This is a genomic window from Devosia nitrariae (assembly GCF_030160115.1).
In the GTDB taxonomy this organism is placed as follows: domain Bacteria; phylum Pseudomonadota; class Alphaproteobacteria; order Rhizobiales; family Devosiaceae; genus Devosia; species Devosia nitrariae.
This window is the reverse complement of record NZ_BSNS01000007.1, coordinates 314,371-333,545: the sequence shown is the minus strand read 5'-3', so window position 1 is coordinate 333,545 and position 19,175 is coordinate 314,371. Positions and strand designations below refer to the sequence as shown.

General features: G+C 64.7%; 18 protein-coding genes. 10 read left to right on the top strand and 8 right to left on the bottom strand.

Annotation, left to right across the window (positions count from 1 at the left end):
* Positions 1–13 precede the first annotated feature (13 nt).
* From grxC to QQK18_RS06795, 4 genes are all read left to right on the top strand, one after another.
* Positions 14–271, top strand: a complete 258-nt coding sequence (gene grxC, locus QQK18_RS06810) for a glutaredoxin 3 (protein WP_284339544.1) — start codon at positions 14–16, stop codon at positions 269–271.
* A 5-nt stretch (positions 272–276) separates the two neighbouring features.
* Positions 277–1,116 (top strand): carbon-nitrogen hydrolase family protein, encoded by an 840-nt coding sequence (locus tag QQK18_RS06805; RefSeq protein ID WP_348523213.1) that lies wholly within the window; start codon positions 277–279, stop codon positions 1,114–1,116.
* Positions 1,117–1,171: 55 nt separating this feature from the next.
* Entirely contained in the window at positions 1,172–1,597 is a 426-nt protein-coding gene (locus tag QQK18_RS06800; protein ID WP_284339543.1) for a DUF1178 family protein, read from the top strand.
* Positions 1,598–1,744: 147 nt separating this feature from the next.
* Entirely contained in the window at positions 1,745–2,617 is an 873-nt protein-coding gene (locus QQK18_RS06795; RefSeq protein WP_284339542.1) for an aldo/keto reductase, read from the top strand.
* Between the two features lie 56 nt (positions 2,618–2,673).
* On the opposite strand, the gene ilvD is transcribed toward QQK18_RS06795, so the two are convergent.
* Positions 2,674–4,515 (bottom strand): dihydroxy-acid dehydratase, encoded by a 1,842-nt coding sequence (ilvD, locus tag QQK18_RS06790; protein ID WP_284339541.1) that lies wholly within the window; start codon positions 4,513–4,515, stop codon positions 2,674–2,676.
* Positions 4,516–4,882: 367 nt separating this feature from the next.
* On the opposite strand from ilvD, the gene QQK18_RS06785 reads away from it, so the two are divergent.
* Genes QQK18_RS06785 through QQK18_RS06775 form a run of 3 tightly spaced genes read left to right on the top strand, consistent with a single transcriptional unit; the run spans position 4,883 to position 8,151 of the window.
* The gene (locus QQK18_RS06785; RefSeq protein ID WP_284339540.1) at positions 4,883–6,400 is read left to right on the top strand and encodes a DUF4153 domain-containing protein; all 1,518 of its coding nucleotides are present in this window, start codon (positions 4,883–4,885) and stop codon (positions 6,398–6,400) included.
* Positions 6,401–6,424: 24 nt separating this feature from the next.
* Positions 6,425–7,123: a response regulator transcription factor gene (locus QQK18_RS06780; RefSeq protein ID WP_284339539.1), complete on the top strand. Its 699-nt coding sequence runs from the start codon at positions 6,425–6,427 to the stop codon at positions 7,121–7,123.
* A complete protein-coding gene (locus QQK18_RS06775; RefSeq protein WP_379993985.1) occupies positions 7,093–8,151 on the top strand; it encodes a HAMP domain-containing sensor histidine kinase in 1,059 nt (352 codons plus the stop codon). Before QQK18_RS06780 ends, QQK18_RS06775 begins: the two co-directional genes overlap by 31 nt.
* Positions 8,152–8,165: 14 nt before the next feature.
* Here QQK18_RS06775 and QQK18_RS06770 read toward each other — a convergent pair whose 3' ends face one another.
* From QQK18_RS06770 to QQK18_RS06745, 6 genes are all read right to left on the bottom strand, one after another.
* Positions 8,166–10,376 (bottom strand): amylo-alpha-1,6-glucosidase, encoded by a 2,211-nt coding sequence (locus tag QQK18_RS06770; RefSeq protein WP_284339537.1) that lies wholly within the window; start codon positions 10,374–10,376, stop codon positions 8,166–8,168.
* Between the two features lie 75 nt (positions 10,377–10,451).
* Positions 10,452–11,546 carry a glycosyltransferase family 4 protein gene (locus QQK18_RS06765; RefSeq protein ID WP_284339536.1) on the bottom strand — a complete coding sequence of 365 codons (1,095 nt, stop codon included), beginning with the start codon at positions 11,544–11,546 and terminating at the stop codon, positions 10,452–10,454.
* 332 nt (positions 11,547–11,878) lie between these two features.
* A complete protein-coding gene (gene groL / locus QQK18_RS06760) occupies positions 11,879–13,507 on the bottom strand; it encodes a chaperonin GroEL (protein WP_284339535.1) in 1,629 nt (542 codons plus the stop codon).
* Between the two features lie 35 nt (positions 13,508–13,542).
* The gene (groES, locus tag QQK18_RS06755; protein ID WP_284339534.1) at positions 13,543–13,857 is read right to left on the bottom strand and encodes a co-chaperone GroES; all 315 of its coding nucleotides are present in this window, start codon (positions 13,855–13,857) and stop codon (positions 13,543–13,545) included.
* Between the two features lie 239 nt (positions 13,858–14,096).
* Positions 14,097–15,011, bottom strand: a complete 915-nt coding sequence (locus tag QQK18_RS06750) for an alpha/beta fold hydrolase (protein WP_284339533.1) — start codon at positions 15,009–15,011, stop codon at positions 14,097–14,099.
* 129 nt (positions 15,012–15,140) lie between these two features.
* Complete coding sequence (locus QQK18_RS06745) at positions 15,141–15,641, bottom strand: hypothetical protein (protein ID WP_284339532.1); 501 nt, start codon at positions 15,639–15,641, stop codon at positions 15,141–15,143.
* A gap of 149 nt (positions 15,642–15,790) precedes the next feature.
* Here QQK18_RS06745 and QQK18_RS06740 point away from each other — a divergent pair, with 149 nt between their 5' ends.
* Positions 15,791–16,165 (top strand): hypothetical protein, encoded by a 375-nt coding sequence (locus QQK18_RS06740; RefSeq protein WP_284339531.1) that lies wholly within the window; start codon positions 15,791–15,793, stop codon positions 16,163–16,165.
* 164 nt (positions 16,166–16,329) lie between these two features.
* Here QQK18_RS06740 and efp read toward each other — a convergent pair whose 3' ends face one another.
* Positions 16,330–16,899: an elongation factor P gene (efp, locus tag QQK18_RS06735; RefSeq protein WP_284339530.1), complete on the bottom strand. Its 570-nt coding sequence runs from the start codon at positions 16,897–16,899 to the stop codon at positions 16,330–16,332.
* A gap of 156 nt (positions 16,900–17,055) precedes the next feature.
* Here efp and epmA point away from each other — a divergent pair, with 156 nt between their 5' ends.
* Together epmA and QQK18_RS06725 are read left to right on the top strand one after the other, a co-directional pair.
* Positions 17,056–18,108, top strand: a complete 1,053-nt coding sequence (epmA, locus tag QQK18_RS06730; protein WP_284339992.1) for an EF-P lysine aminoacylase EpmA — start codon at positions 17,056–17,058, stop codon at positions 18,106–18,108.
* The gene (locus QQK18_RS06725; RefSeq protein WP_284339529.1) at positions 18,105–19,166 is read left to right on the top strand and encodes a lysine-2,3-aminomutase-like protein; all 1,062 of its coding nucleotides are present in this window, start codon (positions 18,105–18,107) and stop codon (positions 19,164–19,166) included. Before epmA ends, QQK18_RS06725 begins: the two co-directional genes overlap by 4 nt.
* Positions 19,167–19,175 lie beyond the last annotated feature (9 nt).

Here is a 19,175-nt window from a genome sequence, read left to right as displayed (position 1 = left end):
CCGGAGTTTTCCGATGGCCAAGATCGAGATCTATACAACACCGACCTGCCCCTATTGCCATGCCGCCAAACACCTGCTCGAGGACAAAGGCGCCGACTATACCGAGATCACTGTGCTCGACCCGGAGTTGCGCGCCGTCATGACCCAGCGCGCCCATGGACGGCGCACCGTGCCGCAGATCTTCATCGGCGAGACGCATGTGGGCGGCTATGACGACATGGCCGCACTCGAGCGCCAGGGTAAGCTCGACCCGCTACTGACCAACGCCTGATCCCCATGAAGATCGCCGCTCTGCAAATGCGTTCGGGGGTAGAGCCCGAGGCCAATATGGATGCGCTCGAGGCGCTCGCCGAAGAGGCGGCCGAGCAGGGCGCGACCTACTTGCTCTCGCCCGAGGTGACCGTGGTCTTTGCCGAGAACCGCGAGCAGTTGGCAGAGATCGCCGGCCCTTACGAAGGCAATCCGCACCTTGCCCGCGCTGCCGGCATCGCCCGGCGCTTGGGCGTCCACCTCCATATCGGCTCACTCGCCACGGCCCTGCCGGACGGGCGCTTCGCCAACCGCTCGGTGCTCTTCGGCCCCGACGGTGTGGTCAAGGCGACCTACGACAAGATCCACCTCTTCGATGCCACGCTTTCTGGCCTCCGCGATTATCGCGAGAGCGCGACCTACAGGGGTGGCGACCGGGCCGTGACGGCGCCGGTCGGCGACTTCACCCTGGGACTTGCCATCTGTTACGACATGCGCTTCCCGCTTCTCTTCAACGCGCTGGCCAAGAACGGGGCGCAGGTGATCGCGGTGCCGGCGGCGTTCACCGTGCCGACAGGCGAGGCGCACTGGCATGTGCTATTGCGGGCGCGCGCCATCGAGACGGGTTCCTACGTCATCGCCGCCGCTCAGGGCGGGCAGCATGCCAATGGACGGGCGACCTTTGGCCACTCGCTCATCATCGACCCCTGGGGGCGGATCGTTGCCGAGATCGACGGCGATGCGCCTGGCGTTGCGATCGCCGAGGTCGACCTCACAAAGGTCACCGATGCGCGCACGCGCATACCGGTATTGGCCAATGAGCGCGAGTTCGCCGCCCATCCGGTTTTGCCGCAAGCGGCGATTTAAGATAACCCTTAACCAAAGTGGTCCAAACTGGACCAACAAAGGAAGTACAGCCCCTGTGATCCAGTATTCGCTCCATTGTGAAAACGGTCACCAGTTCGACGCTTGGTTCAAGAGTGCTGCCGCCTATGACGAGCAGCATCAGCGCGGCATCGTCTTCTGCCCGGTGTGCGACAGCCGCAGCGTCGACAAGGCGCTGATGGCCCCCGCCGTCAGCCGCGCCAATTCCGAAAAGGTCGCGCTCTCCATCGGCCATCCCGAGCACGCCAAGATCCGCGAGGCGCTGAAGGCATTGCGCGAGAAGGTGACAAGCGAAGCCGACTATGTCGGCGACAAGTTCGCCGAGGAGGCGCGCAAGATCCATTTCGGAGAGGTCGATCCGCGCGGCATCTACGGCGAAGCCTCGCGTGAGGAGGTCAGCGGCCTCATCGAGGATGGCGTCGACTTCATGCCGCTCCCAGGTGCCCCGGACGAGCACAATTAGGGTGTGTTGCGTTTTTCAGCTGCCTTTTCGAATACTTAGGTTCGGTCGTGGGACTTGATCGCGCGCGCGGTTCTCACGATATGCCTGAACGTTCTCACCTCCGGGCCGCTCTCGATCCTTCCCGGCCCAGCCTCATCGGAGACCTTCATGGCAGAACTCAACGCGGCCCTCGCGGGCACATTCACTATTGGTGGCGACCTTACGGTCAACCGGCTCGGTTTCGGCGCCATGCGCATTACCGGTTCGGGGATATGGGGCGATCCTGCCGATCCGGCCGAGGCGCGCGCCACGCTTTCGCGCTTGCCCGAACTCAACGTCGATTTCGTCGACACCGCCGAGAGCTACGGTCCTTATGTCAGTGAGGAACTGATCGGCGAGGTGCTGGCGCCCTATTCGAAGGGTACGGTGATCGCAACCAAAGGCGGTCTTACCCGTACCGGCCCGGGGCAATGGCCCCCGAACGGCCGACCTGAATTCCTGCGCCAGGGGGTGCTGATGAGCCTGCGGCGCCTCAAGCTCGAGCGCATCGATCTCTGGCAACTGCACCGGATCGACGCCAACACGCCGCGCGCCGACCAATTCGGCGTCATCGCCGACATGCAGAAGGAAGGCCTCATCCGCCACGTAGGCCTCTCGGAAGTCAGCGTTGCCGACATCGAGGAGGCCAGCACCCACTTCAAGGTCACGACGGTGCAGAACCACTACAACCTCACCCATCGTGTCAGCGAAGCGGTGCTCGACTATTGCGCGGCAAACGGCATCGGCTTCATTCCGTGGTACCCGCTGGCGGGCGGCGAACTCGCCAAGACCAACGAGGCGTTTGGCCAGATCGTTGCCAAATACGGCGCAACGCCGAGTCAGATCGCCTTGGCATGGGTGCTCAAGCGCTCGCCGGTGATGCTGCCCATTCCCGGAACGGGCAAGGTCGCGCATCTGGAGGAAAACGTGGCGGCCGCTGCGCTCGATCTCTCGGACGAGGACTTTGCCACGCTCGATGCGATCGGACGCGCCGGCGCCTGAGGACGGTGGATGGAGCGCGCGTTCCGATCCAGCCGAGCGCGCGCTCAGAGCGTCGATTATCCCAGATCGCCCAAGTCGCGCACGGCACCGCGTGCGGCACTGGTCGCGAAGGCCGCATAGGCCTTGAGAGCCGTCGTCACATTGCGCTTCCTTGGATGCTCGGGCTTCCAGCCCTTGGTCTCCTGCTCGGCGCGGCGCTTCTCCAGCTCCCCTTCGGCCACTCTGAGGTTGATGGTACGGCCGGGGATGTCGATCTCGACGATATCGCCCTCGCGCACAAGCCCGATCAGGCCGCCCTCGGCGGCTTCCGGGGAGACGTGGCCGATGGAGAGCCCCGAGGTACCGCCCGAGAAGCGCCCGTCGGTGACGAGGGCGCAGGCCTTTCCGAGGCCCTTCGATTTGAGGTAGCTCGTCGGGTAGAGCATTTCCTGCATGCCCGGTCCGCCGCGCGGACCCTCATAGCGGATGACGATGACGTCGCCTTCGCGGATCTCGTTGGAGAGGATCGCCTTGACCGTGGCGTCCTGGCTCTCGAACACGCGCGCGGGTCCGGTGAACTTGAGGATCGATTCATCGACCCCGGCAGTCTTGACGATGCAGCCGTCGACGGCAAGGTTGCCCTTGAGGACTGCCAGGCCCCCGTCGCGCGAGAAGGGATGCTCGGCCGAGCGGATGACGCCGTCCTTGCGGTCGAGGTCGAGCTCGGCCCAGCGGTTGGACTGGCTGAAGGCCTGCGTGGTCCTGACGCCCCCCGGAGCGGCCATATAGAACTGGCGCACGCTTTCCGAATTGGTGCGGGAAATGTCCCAGCGGTCGAGCGCGTCGCCGATGGTCTTGGTGTGCACCGTCGGCACGTCGCGGTTGAGGAGATTCGCCCGGTCGAGCTGGCCGAGGATGGCCATGATGCCGCCGGCCCGGTGCACGTCCTCCATATGGACGTCGGCCTTGGCCGGCGCGACCTTGGAGAGCACCGGCACCCGGCGCGAGAGCGCGTTGATGTCGTCCATGGTGAAGTCGACGCCGGCCTCGTGGGCGGCGGCGAGGATATGCAGCACCGTGTTGGTCGAGCCGCCCATGGCGATGTCGAGGGTCATGGCGTTCTCGAAGGCGGCTTTCGTCGCGATATTGCGCGGCAGAGCGGTTTCGTCGTCCTCCTCGTACCAGCGGCGGGCGAGATCGACGATCAGGTGCCCGGCCTCCTGGAAGAGGCGCTTGCGGTCGGAGTGGGTGGCAAGGGTCGATCCGTTCCCTGGCAGCGACAGGCCCAAGGCTTCGGTCAGGCAATTCATCGAATTGGCGGTGAACATGCCCGAGCACGAGCCGCAGGTCGGGCAGGCGTTCTCCTCGAAGGCCTGCACCTCGGCGTCGCTATAGTGCTCGTCGGCGGCGACGACCATGGCATCGACGAGGTCGACGGCCTGCAGTTTGCCCTGGTGCACGACCTTGCCGGCTTCCATCGGCCCGCCCGAAACGAAGACTACCGGGATATTGATGCGCATGGCCGCCATCAACATGCCGGGAGTGATCTTGTCGCAGTTGGAGATGCACACCATCGCGTCGGCGCAATGGGCGTTGACCATATATTCGACGCTGTCGGCGATGAGATCTCGGCTTGGCAAGGAATAGAGCATGCCGTCATGACCCATGGCGATGCCGTCGTCGACCGCGATGGTGTTGAACTCCTTGGCAACGCCCCCAGCCGCCTCGATCTCGCGCGCCACCAGCTGTCCGAGGTCCTTCAAGTGTACGTGCCCCGGCACGAACTGGGTGAAGGAGTTGACCACAGCGATGATCGGCTTGCCGAAATCGGTGTCCTTCATCCCCGTCGCCCGCCAAAGCCCTCTCGCGCCCGCCATGTTGCGGCCATGGGTGGTGGTACGGGAACGATATGCTGGCATGGTGTCCTCGGGTGTTTTCGCAACGGCATCACGGCCTAAGCGGCCGGCGCGGGTGTTTTGAGGGTCCTGTTTAGACCCAATCCGGGAGCGAGGCAAGGAAAACCGTACCGTAACGTACGGTACGATAGCGTGCGTCTTCCAGCCTGAAATGTTCCTGATGTCCTGCACAGAAACTGCAAGCGGCTGGACCAGCTTGTCTGCATGCGCAACATCGAACAGCCCCGTCGCTCCCGCTTCGTAGAAATTCCTACCCGCATTCGCGAGGACGGCTGGTGGCTTATCGAGAGTGGTGAAGAACGCCTCCCACCGCCGCGGCAGCGGCGTTGCGACCTGCAATTGATCACGGGCGGTCTCAGAGAGGGCAAGCATGAGCCAGACGGAAAATCAGGACGCAATTCCCGCTGAGCAGGTCCCGTTTGGCGCCGCGACAACCGTAGCGTTCGGGGTCCTTGCGGTCGCCGCCAGCGATTATCTGCTCTTCGTTCAACGACCCGGGATCAACCTCTTCATCTGGACGCTGGTGGTCGCGGCTTGCATCGTTGGTTCGTGCGGGCGTTCCGTCGGCCCGCAACGGCTCTTCTGGCCGGCTGCCGGAGTCCTTGTGGCCGCCTTGCCGCTGGTCGAGGCGCCGAGTCTACCCGGCTGGTTGTCGGCACTGTTCGGTCTCTCGATCCTGGCGCTGGCGTGCGGCGATCTGTTGCCCGGCAGGTTGACCGGACTGCCGGAGATCCTGTTGCGCTACGGGCTGCTTGCGCCGGTGCGCCTGCTCCAGGATGTGGCCCGCGCCTTCAGATCGCAATGGTGGGTAGGCGTCATGCCCCGGGCCATGCAGGGCATCGTGGTCTGGCTGGTACCGGTGTTGTTCGGCATCGTGTTCCTATCGCTCTTCGGCATGGCCAATCCGGTGATCGAGCAGACACTGCGGCGGTTCACGCCGGAAACGGCGCTCGCCTTGCTCGATCCAGGGCGGATGTTTTTCTGGCTCTTTGCCGCTGCCCTTGTCTGGCCGCTGCTTGCGCCCAGGCTCCTGCGTCGTTCTCAACTGGCAGCGGTCACTTCCAAACCTGCCGAGCAGAAAGCCAGCGTCCTCTTCGGCGAGGCGGCGATCACGCGCTCCCTCATCGTCTTCAACGCGCTCTTTGCCGTGCAGACCCTGCTCGATGTTGCCTATCTCTGGGGCGGCATGGCCCTGCCCGAGGGCATGACCTATGCCGAATATGCCCATCGTGGCGCCTATCCGCTGGTGGCAACGGCGTTGCTGGCCGCCGGCTTCGTGCTGGCTGCGATGCGCGAGGGTGGACCCGGCGAGAAGAGCGGCCTCATCCGCGTGCTGGTGTATGCCTGGATCGGCCAGAACGTCCTGCTCTGCCTCTCCTCAATGCTGCGCTTGAAGCTTTATGTCGAAACTTACCTGCTGACGGAAATGCGCATCGCGGCAGGTTTGTGGATGGCGCTCGTCGCCCTCGGCCTCATCCTCATCCTTGTGCGCATCCTCCAGCATCGGTCGAACGCCTGGCTCGTGACCGCCAATCTCACAGCCCTCGGGATAGTGCTCTATGTATGCGCGTTTGTTGATTTTGCCGCCGTCATTGCCCGTTACAATGTCGAGCAGAGTGCGGAATTGGGCGGCGGCGGTGTCGCGCTTGATCTCGATTATGTCTGGCGCCTCGGTCCCGACGCCATTCCTGCCCTCGATGTCTATATCGCCCGGGTTGAGGGGGCGGAGGCGAGGATGGAGGCTGCCCGGACGCGAGCTCACCTCGCCACCTCCTTTGCAAGAAGGTCCGATGGCTGGCGCGGCTGGTCGTTCCGTGACGCGCGTCTACAGGATTATCTATTGCAGCACCCACAGGTTGCAACGTCTCCGCAGTCCGATAACAACTAGCGGGCAACCATCGCAGGCTGGATCATGGCCCAGAGCATACTGGTCGTCGATGACGAACCGCATATCAGGGAAGTCGTCACTTTCGCGCTGGAGCGTGCCGGCCTCGTCACGACCACGGCGCGCAATGGCGCCGAGGCACTGGTCGCATTGCGCCGCAACAGGATCGATCTCATCGTTCTCGATATCGGCATGCCGGAGATGGATGGCCTGGAAGTATGCCGTCAGGTCCGCAAGACGTCGCAGGTCCCCATTCTCTTCCTCTCGGCCCGCGACGAGGAGGTGGACCGTGTAGTTGGTCTCGAGATCGGCGGCGATGACTATGTGACCAAGCCCTTCAGCCCGCGTGAACTCGTTGCCCGGGTGCGCGCGATCCTCAAGCGGATGGCGGGAGGTGGTGGCGCGACGCCCGCCGCACTCGAACACGGCAGGATAAGGCTCGACCGGCAGAGCCACAGCGTTGCAGCCGGTGGGGTGCCGATTGAGCTTACGGCGCGTGAATTCAATCTGCTTGCAGCGCTGCTCGCCCGGCCGGAGAACGTATTCAGCCGTGAACAGCTGATGGACATAACCTACGGCCCGGGGGTCTACGTGTCCGAACGTACCATCGACAGCCATATCCGCAACATCCGCGCCAAGTTCGCGGCCGCAGGCTATTCCGGTGTTGTCACCACGGTGCATGGTGTCGGCTTCAAATGCGGTCCGGCTTCGGAGGGCAGCCTATAGTGACGCTTGCACCGAAGATCGCGCCCAAATGGCGCCCGTCGCTGGGTCTCATCGTCGTTTCGGTGTTGCTCAGCGTCCTGGGCTTACCGGTGGCACTCGTCGTCTGGTTCCGCGCGCTTGAAGGGCCGGGCAGAAGCCTTGCTCCCCTGGAAATCGGGGCGCTGGCGGGTGCGTTCGCGCTCACCCTGGTGATCGCCTATGTGCTGACGCGCACTATCACGCGCCCGATCGATGCACTGGTGGCGCGGGCCGAGGCGATCGGCAGGGGAGGGCGCACGGCCATCCGGCCGCTCGACCGCTACGGCACCCGGGAAACGGCGCTACTCGCGCAGAGCCTGCTCGGGCTGGCCAGCCGGCTGGTCGACCGCACCGAATACGTGCAATCCTTTGCTGCCCATGTCTCGCACGAGCTCAAATCCCCGCTGACCTCAATCAAGGGGGCCGCCGAGCTGCTGCTCGATGCCGAAGAGGGCCAGGCGCTCAATGAGGAGGAGCGCCGGCGTTTTCTCGACCACATCATAGCTGATGTAGATCGGCTGACTGCGCTGCTCGATCGCCTGCGCGAGCTGGCGCGCGCCGATACCCCGGCGACGGGAGCCCCGGCGTCGCTCATCGCGATCGCCGACGCGCTGGAGGGCCGGTTCACGCAACTCGAGCTGCGCCTCTCGGGAGCCACCGAACCTGCGCTCGCACTTCCCATCGAGGCGGGCCAGGTCGTCTTCGGGCACCTCGCCGAGAACGCCGCGCGCCACGGCGCCTCCAGGCTCGAGATCGGTGCGCAGGTCAGCGAGGGCATAGCCACGATCGTCGTCGCCGACGATGGCAGCGGTATCTCACCAGGCAACCGCAACCTGGTGTTCCAGCCGTTCTTCACGACGCGGCGGGAAGAGGGCGGAACCGGCATGGGGCTTGAGATCGTGCGCACCATGCTCGGCGCCTATGGCGGCTCGATCCGTTTGCTGGACACCCAGACCGGGGCGGCGTTCGAGGTCGTCGTTCCACTGGCGGCGGAATCGCGCCTAGTCTGACTGGAGAACTCCCCTCACCCGATCGAAATCACCCGCATTTCGCCCGTGCGGTTGAGGACGTCAACGACGACCTGCGATCCGGAACGGCGCAGCGCTATGTCGGCGCTTTCGCTTCCGATGCGCAGATTGCGCAGGAAAACCTCATCGAGAAAGGCCGGCATGCTCGGATGCTCGAAGACGATCTGGCGGCGCTCGGCATCGAACCCGAGGCCGAGGCAGGATTGCAGCAGCAGGAGCGGAGTGGCGGCTGCCCAGGCCTGGGGCGAGCAGGCGACGGGATAGAAGGTCGGGCCCTGGGTGCCCTGGCGGGAAAAACCGCAGAAGAGCTCGGGCAGACGGCGCATGTCGATATAGGTCGAGGCGGCGAACAGCCCCTCGAAGATGCGCGCCGCCTCGCGGCGAAAGCCGTAGCGGGCAAAGCCCGCGGCGATGAGGGCGTTGTCGTGCGGCCAGAGCGATCCATTGTGGTAGCTCATCGGATTGTAGCGCTTCTCGCCCGAGGCCAGGGTGCGGATGCCCCAGCCGCAGAACGATTCGTTGGACAACAGGGTGCGCACTACCGCGCCGGAGCGCTCGGGGTAGGCAATGCCGGTCATCAGCGCATGACCGGCATTGGAGGCGCGCACCCGGCAGGGATTCTTGTTTCCGTCGAGGGCCAGCACATAGGTGCCGAGCGCCTCGTCGAAGAACTTCTCGTCGAACGCCTGACGGAGCTTCTCGGCGCGCTGCCGGTAAGTCGCGGCGCGCTCCACATCGCCCAGGGCCGCGATGATCTCGGCGGCCGCCTCCCAGGCGCCATAGGCATAGGCCTGCACCTCGACGAGGGCGATCGGTCCGCGCGCCAGGGTGCCGTCGGCGTGCGAGATGGAATCGTGGCTGTCCTTCCAGCCCTGGTTGACGAGGCCCTCGGAGGTCAGGCGTCCATATTCGAGGAAACCGTCGCGGTCGCGGTCGCCGTGGACGTCCATCCACTCGAGCGCCGCCTCGATGTTGGGCCAGAGATGGCTGACGGTGTCGCGGTCGCCGGTGCGGCGCATATATGCGCCCGCCAGCATGACGAAGAGGGGCGTCGAGTCGACACTGCCGTAATAGCGGCGGAAGGGCACCTCGCCGAGTTCGGCCATCTCGCCATGGCGCACTTCATGCAGGATCTTGCCGGGCTCGGCGTCCGAGGCCGGATCGACATGCGTTGCCTGGTTGGCGGCCAGGTGCCTGAGGACGCCGCGGGCGATGGCCGGGTCGAGCCAGAGCGTTTCGAGTGCGGTGATCAGTGCGTCGCGCCCGAATACGGTGCTGAACCAGGGGATGCCCGCATAGGGGTAGGGACCCTCGGGCGTGTCGGTGATCAGCATATAGAGGTCCGAGACGCTGCGGCGCAGGGCTTCGTTGAAGATTTCATTGGAGGTGACGATCGAGGAGGCGCGCGAGGAGGAGATGCGCAAGGCCCGGCGCGCATCGCGCATGGCAATGAAGAAGGCGCGCCGGGGGTTGGTCTCCGGGGGTTCGGCGGCGCAGGCGATGCGCAGGAACAGCGAGGTCGAGCCCTGCGGCGGCAGATAGATATCAAAGCTCGCGTGGCTGCCGGTGAGCACGGCCGGGGCCGGATCGAAGCTTAGATGTGTCTTGCGGTGCTGGCCGTCGAGGCCGGTATAATGCAGGAGCACCGAACTCGCGTCCCCCACCGGGTCATGCACCTCACCGCGCCTCTCCCGCCGGCTGCCGCGGACCTCGAAGAGGTCAGCAAAGTCCGCCTGGAAATGCAGCGCCACCGAAGTGGTGTGCGCCTTGTCGTCGAAATTGCGCACCCAGATGCGCTCGAAGCACATCCCCTGCCAGAGGAATCGCGAGCGGCGCAGGTGGATGAGGTCGTGATCGAGGATCCTGCGGCCCTCGACATCGGAGATGTCGGGGTTGGTGAGATCGCAGGTGAGCGTCGCGTTATCGTCGCGAAGGGTCGAGCTCAAAAGGATCGGGCGCAGGTCCTGGATAGTCAGGTAGAAGTGCGAGAGATAGCGGGTGTCGCGATAATAGACGCCTTCGGGGCTGCCCGGCCCCGAAAGCGCATCGCCATTGTGGTCGAACACGGCGAAGGTATCGCCGTGTTTTAGCGTACGCGGGCGCCGCTCCTGCAGCGAGGCGGTCGCCGGGATGAAGAACTGGGCAGCCGGCTTGCCGGCGACGGGGTTTTCCGTCGCCGCCGCAACCGAGGGGAACGCCGGCGCCATCATACTTCCCGCTCTAACTTTTGTTGCCGCGGGATTCTTCGCGAGAAGCGTTTCCCACTTTTTCGCCTTTCGCTTCTAGGCCACTGCATGGATGTCCAACTTCTGTCCGGGGGCGATGCCGCGCAAGTCGTTAGTGGTATCGGTGCCGGTCAGCCGCTCATAGATCGCGACATAGTCGCGCGCCATGCGCTCGACGCTGAAGCGCGTTTCGAAGGTGGCGCGCACCAGACGGCGGTCGAGCGAGCCAACGTGTCCGACGGCGGCCACAGCCTCGTCGAGGCTCGAGACGATGAGGCCGGAAACGCCATGGTCGACGACCTCGGGAACCGAGCCGCAATCAAAAGCGATGACCGGCGTGCCGCAGGCCATGGCCTCGATGCTGGCGAGGCCGAAAGGCTCCGGCCAGTCGATCGGGAAGACCAGGGCGAGGGCGTTGCCGAGGAACTGGCCCTTCTGGCTGTCGTCGATCTCGCCGATGTACTCGACATTCGGGTGACGGGCGATCATCGGCGCGATGGTCTCGTTCCAGTAGTCCTGGTCGACCTTGTCGACCTTGGCGGCGATCTTGAGCTTCATGCCGCTGCGCGCCGCGATCTCGATAGCGCGGTCGGGGCGCTTTTCGGGTGAGATACGACCGAGGAACGCCAGGTATCCTTCGCCCGGCTCGGCCGAAAACGGCAACAGGTCCTTGGGCAGGCCGTGGTAGACCGTCCCCATCCAGTTGACCGGTGGCATGGGTTTGCGCTGATCGTTAGAGATCGACACCAGCGGAAATTCCGGGAAGGCCCGGTAGAAGGGCTTGAGGTCGGGAAGGTCCAATCGCCCGTGCAGAGTGGTAAGGGTGCGATCGGCGAAGTCACGCACCAGCGGGAAGTGCACCAGGTCGATGTGGAAGTGCAGCACGTCGAACTCGTCGGCGCGCTGGCGCACCTGCTCGAGCATCATGACCTGATAGGGAACGTGATTCCTGACCTGGGGATTGAGCCGCAGCGCCACATGCGAACAGGGTACAAGCCGGGCGGTGGAGCGCGAGTCACCGCTGGCAAAGAGGGTCACGTCGTGACCCTGCCGGACGAGCTCTTCGGTGAGATAGGAAACGATGCGTTCGCTGCCCCCGTAGAGCCGAGGGGGAACGCGTTCAGTGAGCGGAGCGATCTGGGCAATTTTCATCGGCAAGACCTCTGGTTGTGAAGCATCGACAATGAATGTGCCGCCCGGGCGCTGCTGCCCGGAACCGGCAACTGCGCCCGCCGGACCGTGTCCGCCGGGCGGCCTGCTGGAGCGCTTCGCATTCCAAGGGCATCGCAACGGGCGCTGCTAAACGCTCCAGGATCTTTTTAGTCGCGTTCCCGAACTTCACAATTGCGATCCACCGTCTGAGAACGCTGGTGTTCGTGGCGGTTGCGTTCTCGAACCGCGAAAGTGGTGTTCGCTTTGCTGGGAATGTCGGGTTTGTCGCATTCTGGCCCGGCCCACTCGTCAGACGGGCCGGGCGCCACATGCTAGAAGTCCATGCCGGCGCTGGCGGGAGCCGGCTGGGCGGCTTCCTTTTTCGGCAGTTCGGCCACGAGGGCTTCGGTGGTGATGAGGAGCGAAGCGATGGACGCGGCGTCCTCTAGCGCAATGCGCACTACCTTGAGCGGGTCGACGACGCCGGCCGTGACCAAGTCTTCGTAGTTGCCGGTCGCGGCGTTGTAGCCCCAGTTGTATTCGTTGCCTTCCAGGATCTTGCCGGCGACCACCGAGCCGTCCTCGCCCGCGTTTATGACGATCTGCTTGGCCGGCATCTGGATGGCGCGCCGCACGATGTCGACGCCCGCCCTCTGGTCGGGATTGTCCGGCTTGACGTTGTCGAGGGCCCTGACAGCGCGCAGCAGAGGAATGCCGCCGCCGGGCAGGATGCCTTCCTCGACGGCCGCACGGGTTGCGTGCAACGCGTCATCGACCCGGTCCTTGCGCTCCTTGACCTCGATTTCGGTGGCGCCGCCGACGCGGATCACCGCCACGCCGCCGGCAAGCTTGGCCAGCCGTTCCTGAAGCTTTTCGCGATCGTAGTCGGAGGTGGTCTCCTCGATCTGCACACGGATCTGGGCGACGCGCGCGTCGATGTCGCTCCTGGCACCGGCGCCGTCGATGATGGTGGTGTTCTCCTTGTCGATCGACACCCGCTTGGCCCGCCCGAGCATGTCGATGGTGACGTTCTCGAGCTTGATGCCGAGCTCTTCGGAGATCACCTGTCCGCCGGTCAAAACGGCGATGTCCTGCAACATCGCCTTGCGGCGGTCACCGAACCCAGGGGCCTTGACGGCGGCGACCTTGAGCCCGCCACGCAGGCGGTTGACGACGAGTGTGGCCAGCGCCTCGCCCTCGATGTCCTCGGCAACGATCAGCAGCGGACGGCCGCTCTGTATCACCGCCTCGAGCAGCGGCACCAGCGGCTGCAAGCCCGAGAGTTTCTTCTCGTGCAGGAGGACATAGGGATCCTCGAGCTCGGCGCGCATCTTTTCGGTGTCGGTCACGAAATAGGGCGACACGTATCCGCGGTCGAACTGCATGCCTTCGACCACTTCGAGCTCGGTTTCGAGGCTTTTGGCTTCCTCGACGGTGATGACGCCCTCGTTGCCGACCTTGTCCATCGCCTTGGCGAGATAGTCGCCGATATCGGCATCGCCATTGGCCGAAACCGTAGCGATCTGGGCAATTTCAGAGTTGGCGGTCACCTTCTTGGCGTGGGCCTCGAGATCGGCAATGACGGCGGCGACGGCCTGGTCGATGCCGCGCTTCAAGTCCATCGGGTTCATGCCCGCGGCGACGGCCTTGGCCCCTTCCTTGACGATCGACTGGGCAAGGACGGTGGCGGTGGTGGTGCCATCACCGGCGATGTCGGCGGTCTTGGATGCCACTTCGCGCACCATCTGGGCGCCCATGTTCTCGAACCTGTCTTCGAGCTCGATCTCCTTGGCGACGGTCACGCCGTCCTTGGTGATGCGCGGAGCTCCGAACGACTTCTCCATGACGACATTGCGGCCCTTGGGGCCGAGCGTCACTTTGACGGCATTGGCGAGCGTGTCGATGCCGCGCAGCATCTTGGCGCGCGCTTCGGTTGAAAAACGGACTTCCTTGGCAGCCATTTTCTTCTTTCTGCTCCTCCAAAAAGAAAAGCGCCTTACGCGGCCTGCTGAGCCGGTTCGGCGCTCTCAACCACACCCAGGATGTCGGACTCCTTCATGATGAGGAGATCCTGCCCATCGATGCGAACCTCGGTGCCGCTCGATTTGCCGAACAGCACGCGGTCACCGGACTTGACGTCGAGGGCGACAAGCTCGCCCTTCTCGTCACGAGCGCCCGGCCCAACGGCGATGACCTCGCCCTCCTGGGGTTTTTCCTTGGCAGTGTCGGGAATGATGATGCCGCCAGCCGTTTTCTCATCGGCTTCGATGCGGCGCACGAGCACGCGATCATGCAAGGGACGGAAAGCCATCCCATCCTCCATATCGAATGGTGATGTCGGTCCTCCCGGCATCCCCGGGAGGAAGCACTAGATCAGGTAGGGCGGAAGAAAACGGCTTCAAGAGGAGGAGAAAGATTTTTTAGCACTCGGCGGGAGGGAGTGCCAAAGCGCGGCAGGCGCGCGGGGACTCAACGAGTTGCGAGTGGGTGGTGGGGTGACGCGCTGCCGTTGCAGGTCCTGCGCAACCGTCCCCACCACTCTCGCGCCACTTACGTGGCCGGCTTTTCCTCGCGGTCGAGGAAGGCGGGGATGATGGCGAGGAGCACTTCGCTCTGGAACGGCGCGGTGACGTGCGAGGCGCCGGGCAGGATCGCGAGCTGGGATCTCGGCAAGCCGGCGGGGGTGTCGCCGAAGATGCCGCCGCCGAGAAGCCGGAAGAATTTGGCGAGGTGCTCGATGGTCGGGAGGTCGGAGTCGCCTGCGATCAGCAGCACCGGTTGTGTGAGGCCGCTGATCTCCTCGTCCGGGATGTCCTTGATGCCCTTGTCCATCTCGGTTTTCTTGGCAAAGAGCCGGTCGAAATCAGGCTCCGGGTTGAGCTCGAGATAGTTGCTGTGCCAGGGCGAGCCGTACATCATCGAGGCGTCCATCTCGCCGAGCCCTTCCATCAGGCCCGGATGGATGCCGTCGAGGCGATAGGTCGCCGACATCGGAATGAGCTTTCTCACCTGTTCCGGATGGGCGATGGCGATGCGCAGCGCAATGGCGGCGCCGGTCGAATAGCCGAGGACATCTGCCTTATCGATCCCCAGTTCGTCGAGCGCGGCAACGATGTCTGCGGCAATCGCCTCGATGCTCATCGGCCGATCGATGTCGGCGGTGCGCCCGTGGCCCTGATAGTCGAAACCAATCACCCGGCGGGTCGCGGCAAGGCCTTCGATGATGGTGCCGAACGAGTTGTAGATCGAAGAAAAGGCGCCGTGCAGCAGCACCAGCGGCGTGCCGCCCTCGCCGTGACTCTCGTAGTACATGTGAGCGCCGTTTACATCGACATGGCCGGTGGTCGGGGCAGGGCTCATGGGTCTCTCCTCGGTGCTCGGTGCCTGGGTCTGGGCCTGGGTTTCAGCAAGGCCCGGCGCTACGACGGTCGCGGTCGCGGCGGCAATGAAAGTTCTTCTGCGCATCTGGTCGGTTCCTCTCGAATGCGAGGGCCCGCTGCCCTCGCCTTGCCCGTACGACGAGCCCAGAGAGGAGGAATCGACATGCCCTTCGAGCCAAACCTGCGCAGCCGCGTGAAGCCGGCCATAAACGCCCTACCGGCGCGTCATCTGGATATCGGTCATGCGCACCGTCTGGCCGCCGGGCTGGTCGAGGTCGTCGACGGCGAAGTGGAAGCCGCTGCCGGTTGCGGTGATGGTCATGGTGGCCGAGGTGTCGCCGTTGACCGCCTCCGGCCAGGTGATCTCGAGGGTCACGGTGTTGCCCGAGCGGGTGCCCGAAAGGGCGGCGGGACCGATGGTCGAGCCGATATAGGTGCCGGTATAGCGCCCGTTGCCGTCGATCTGGATCTGGGCGCCGACCCGGCGCGAAAAGATCAACGCCGTGCGGCAGCGTCCGTCGAAGGAGAGGGCGCTCTCGGATGCCTGCCCGGTCATGTCGCAATCGACGTTCCAGGGGTTGCCATCGGCCTCGGTGCGCACCTGCCCGCCGCCGGAAAATGCGCCATTGAACTGGGCAACGAAATCGCCCTGGGCAAAGGCCGGGACGGAAAAGAGTGCGAGGCCGGCGAAGGCGAGCGGGGCGATGATGCGCATTGGCTGAAACTCCCTTGAAACGATTGCGCCGATCTTACCCGGCAGGCACTCGTTTGCCAGCGCTCACGGGAACGCGGCGGGACTGTTTCCCGTTCCTTAGTCAGCCGGGGCGGCGCAAGGGCCGCCGCGAAGCAATGAGGAGGTAAACCATGCACACCCTGCCAGAAACCCTGCACAAGGGCATGAAGGTCTACGACAGCACCAATGACGAGATTGGCGTCGTCGAGGACTTCAAGTTCAGCGATGAGGATCCGTCGACCCCAGGCCTCGAGCAGACGGACGTCAATCCGACGGATGTCGATCGCGACGACGATCTCGTCACCATCATGGCCCGCGCCTTTGCCGGCGAGGACAATCTATCGGACGAGCTCAAGGAAAAACTATTGCGCGAGGGGTTCGTGCGCCTCGATGCCGAGGGGCTGTTCGCGGCCGACCGCTACATCACGCCCGACCAGATCGAGGGCGCGGACGGCGACCGGTTGTTGCTCAGCGTGCCCAAATCGGCGCTGATGAAGACGCATTGAGGGGTGCAGTCCTGCGCTTGTTCCCAACCATTCACAGGGTCATTCCCGCGGAAAGCGGGAACCTCTGTTGCTCTTGCGCAGGCCCAAACGGAGGTCCCCGCTTTCGCGGGGATGACCCGGTGGAACCGATGAAGTGATGCGAGAGGTGCGAGCCGCGCCGAGGATCAGTCCTTGGCGCGCTCGACGTAGGAGTTGTCGGCGGTGAGCACGACGATGCGGGTGCCGGTGCCGATATGGGGCGGCACCATGGTCTTGACGCCGTTCTCGAGCACGGCCGGTTTATAGGACGAGGCCGCAGTCTGGCCCTTGACCACCGGCTCGGTGTCAACCACCTCGAGGCTGACGCGCTGCGGCAGCTCGATGGCGATGGCAACGCCGTTGTAGGTCGAAACCATCAGGCTCATGCCTTCCTGGAGATAAGGCTTCTGATCGCCGATGACGTCGGGCGAGACGACCATCTGCTCATAATTCTCCGGGTTCATGATGTGGAAGCCTTCGGCATCCTCATAGAGGAAAGTGTAGTCGCGATCGTCTACTTCGGCGCGCTCGACCTGCTCGGTGGTCCGCCAGCGCTCCGTCACCTTTACGCCGTCGGAGATGCGGCGCATATCGACGTTGGTGACCGAGTTGCCCTTGCCCGGGTGGACGTTCTCGGCGGTGAGCACGACATAGAGCTTGCCGTCCTGCTCGACGACATTGCCCTTACGCAGGGACGATGCGATGACCTTGACCATGAATTCTTCCTTGTTCGCGTGTCGGCGGCGGCTTAAACCTGCGGCAAGACCGGCCGGCCGCACGCAAGTCGATTGCGTGTTCGGTGCCGCCCGATAGCGCAATTTGCCGAAATCCGCCAGTCCCGAAAGACGACGCTCTTGTCTGCCAGCTCCAACATGCCGCCTGTCTCAGCCTGGTGGTCGCCCTCCGTCCATGCCGACCGCCGGCCGGTCCTTCTGGCGCGCAACCGCATCGAAGCGGCCGTGCGCGGGTATCTCGCGCAGGAGGGCTTTATCCTCGTCGATCCGCCCGGGTTGCAGCGCTCGCCGGGCAACGAAGCGCACCTGCATGCTTTTTCCACCACGGCCATCGGCAATGACGGCATTGGCCACCCCTTCTACCTCCACACCTCGCCGGAATTCTCGATGAAGAAGCTACTGGCGGCCGGCGAGGCGCGGATCGCGAGCCTTGGTCATGTTTGGCGCAACCGCGAGCGCGGTGCGCTGCATCACCCCGAATTCACCATGCTCGAATGGTATCGCGTCCAAGAGCGTTACGAGGCAGTGATGGATGACTGCATCGCCATGCTCCGCCTTGCTGCGACAACGACGGGCGTATCGGCATTCCGCTGGCGGGGACGCGAATGCGATCCGTTGGCCGAACCCGAGCGATTGAGCGTTGCCGAGGCCTTCTCGCGCTATGCGGGCATAGATTTGCTCGCGACCATGACCGAGGCGGGGAGAACCGATGCGGCAGCGCTGGTGCGGCAGATGGAAGCCGCGGGGATCGCCGTGCCGGCGGAACATGACTGGTCCTATCTCTTCACCCGCGTCCTCACCGAAAAGATTGAGCTGCATCTGGGGCAGGGGCGGGTCACCATCCTCGACCGCTATCCGGCGAGCGAAGCGGCGCTGGCGCGGCGCGCGCCGGACGATGCGCGTGTCGCCGAGCGGTTCGAGGTCTATGCGTGCGGCGTCGAGCTTGCCAACGGCTTCGGCGAGCTGACGGACGCGGCTGAGCAGCGCGTCCGGTTCGAAGCCGAGATGGCGGAAAAACAGCGGCTCTATGGCGAGCGCTATCCGCTCGACGAGGATTTCCTGGCAGCGCTTGAAGTGATGCCGGCGGCGAGCGGCATCGCCATGGGCTTCGATCGGCTGGTGATGCTGGCGACGGGCGCGACGCGCATCGAGCAGGTGATCTGGGTGCCGGTCGCCGAGGGGGCGGCATGAGCGTCGATCGTGGGCTGAAATCGGCGGCCGACCTCGTTGACGCCGCGCTGGTGCCGGCGGAACGGCTTGCCGGAATCGCCCGGGTCGCCGAGCGCTATGCGGTCGCGGTAACGCCGGCGATGGCTGCGCTCATCGATCCGGCCGATCCCGCCGACCCAATCGCGCGCCAGTTCGTGCCGGACCCGGCTGAGCTGGCCATCCTGCCGGAAGAGCGCGCCGACCCGATCGGGGACTTCGCCCATTCGCCGGTCGAGGGCATCGTCCATCGTTATCCCGACCGGGTGCTGCTGAAGGCCGTGCACGTGTGTCCGGTCTATTGCCGCTTCTGCTTCCGCCGCGAGATGGTGGGACCGGCAGGGCTCGGCACGCCGTCGCCGCAGGCGCTCGACGATGCCTTTGCCTATATCGCCGCCCATGAGGAGATCTGGGAGGTGATCCTCACCGGCGGCGATCCGCTGGTGCTTTCGGTCCGGCGCCTCGCCGAACTGATGGCGCGGTTGGCCGGGATCGCGCACGTCAAGGTGGTGCGCTTCCACACCCGCATACCGGTGGTCGAGCCGGAGCGGATCGATGCCGGGCTCGTCGCCGCACTCAAATCCTGCGGCAAGGCCGTCTATGTGGCGCTCCATGCCAACCATCCACGCGAGCTGACCTCCGCCGCCCGCGACGCCTGCACGCTGCTCGTCGACAACGGCATCGTCATGGTCAGCCAGTCGGTCCTGTTGAAGGGCGTCAACGACGACCCGGAAACGCTGGCCGCGCTGATGCGCGCGTTCGTCGAAGCCCGCATCAAGCCCTATTACCTGCACCATCCGGATCTTGCCCCCGGCACCAGCCATTTCCGCCTTTCGATCGCCGAAGGGCAGGCGCTGGTCGCTGGGCTACGGGGCCGCATCTCGGGCCTCTGCCAGCCGACCTATGTGCTCGACATCCCCGGCGGCCATGGCAAGGCCGACATCGGCGCCTCCTCCATCCGGCCGATGGAGGAGGGCTGCTACTCGGTCGCCGACTACCGCGGCGAGGAGCATCGCTATCCGCCGGTTGGGGGCGAAGGGTAGAGCGGTCGG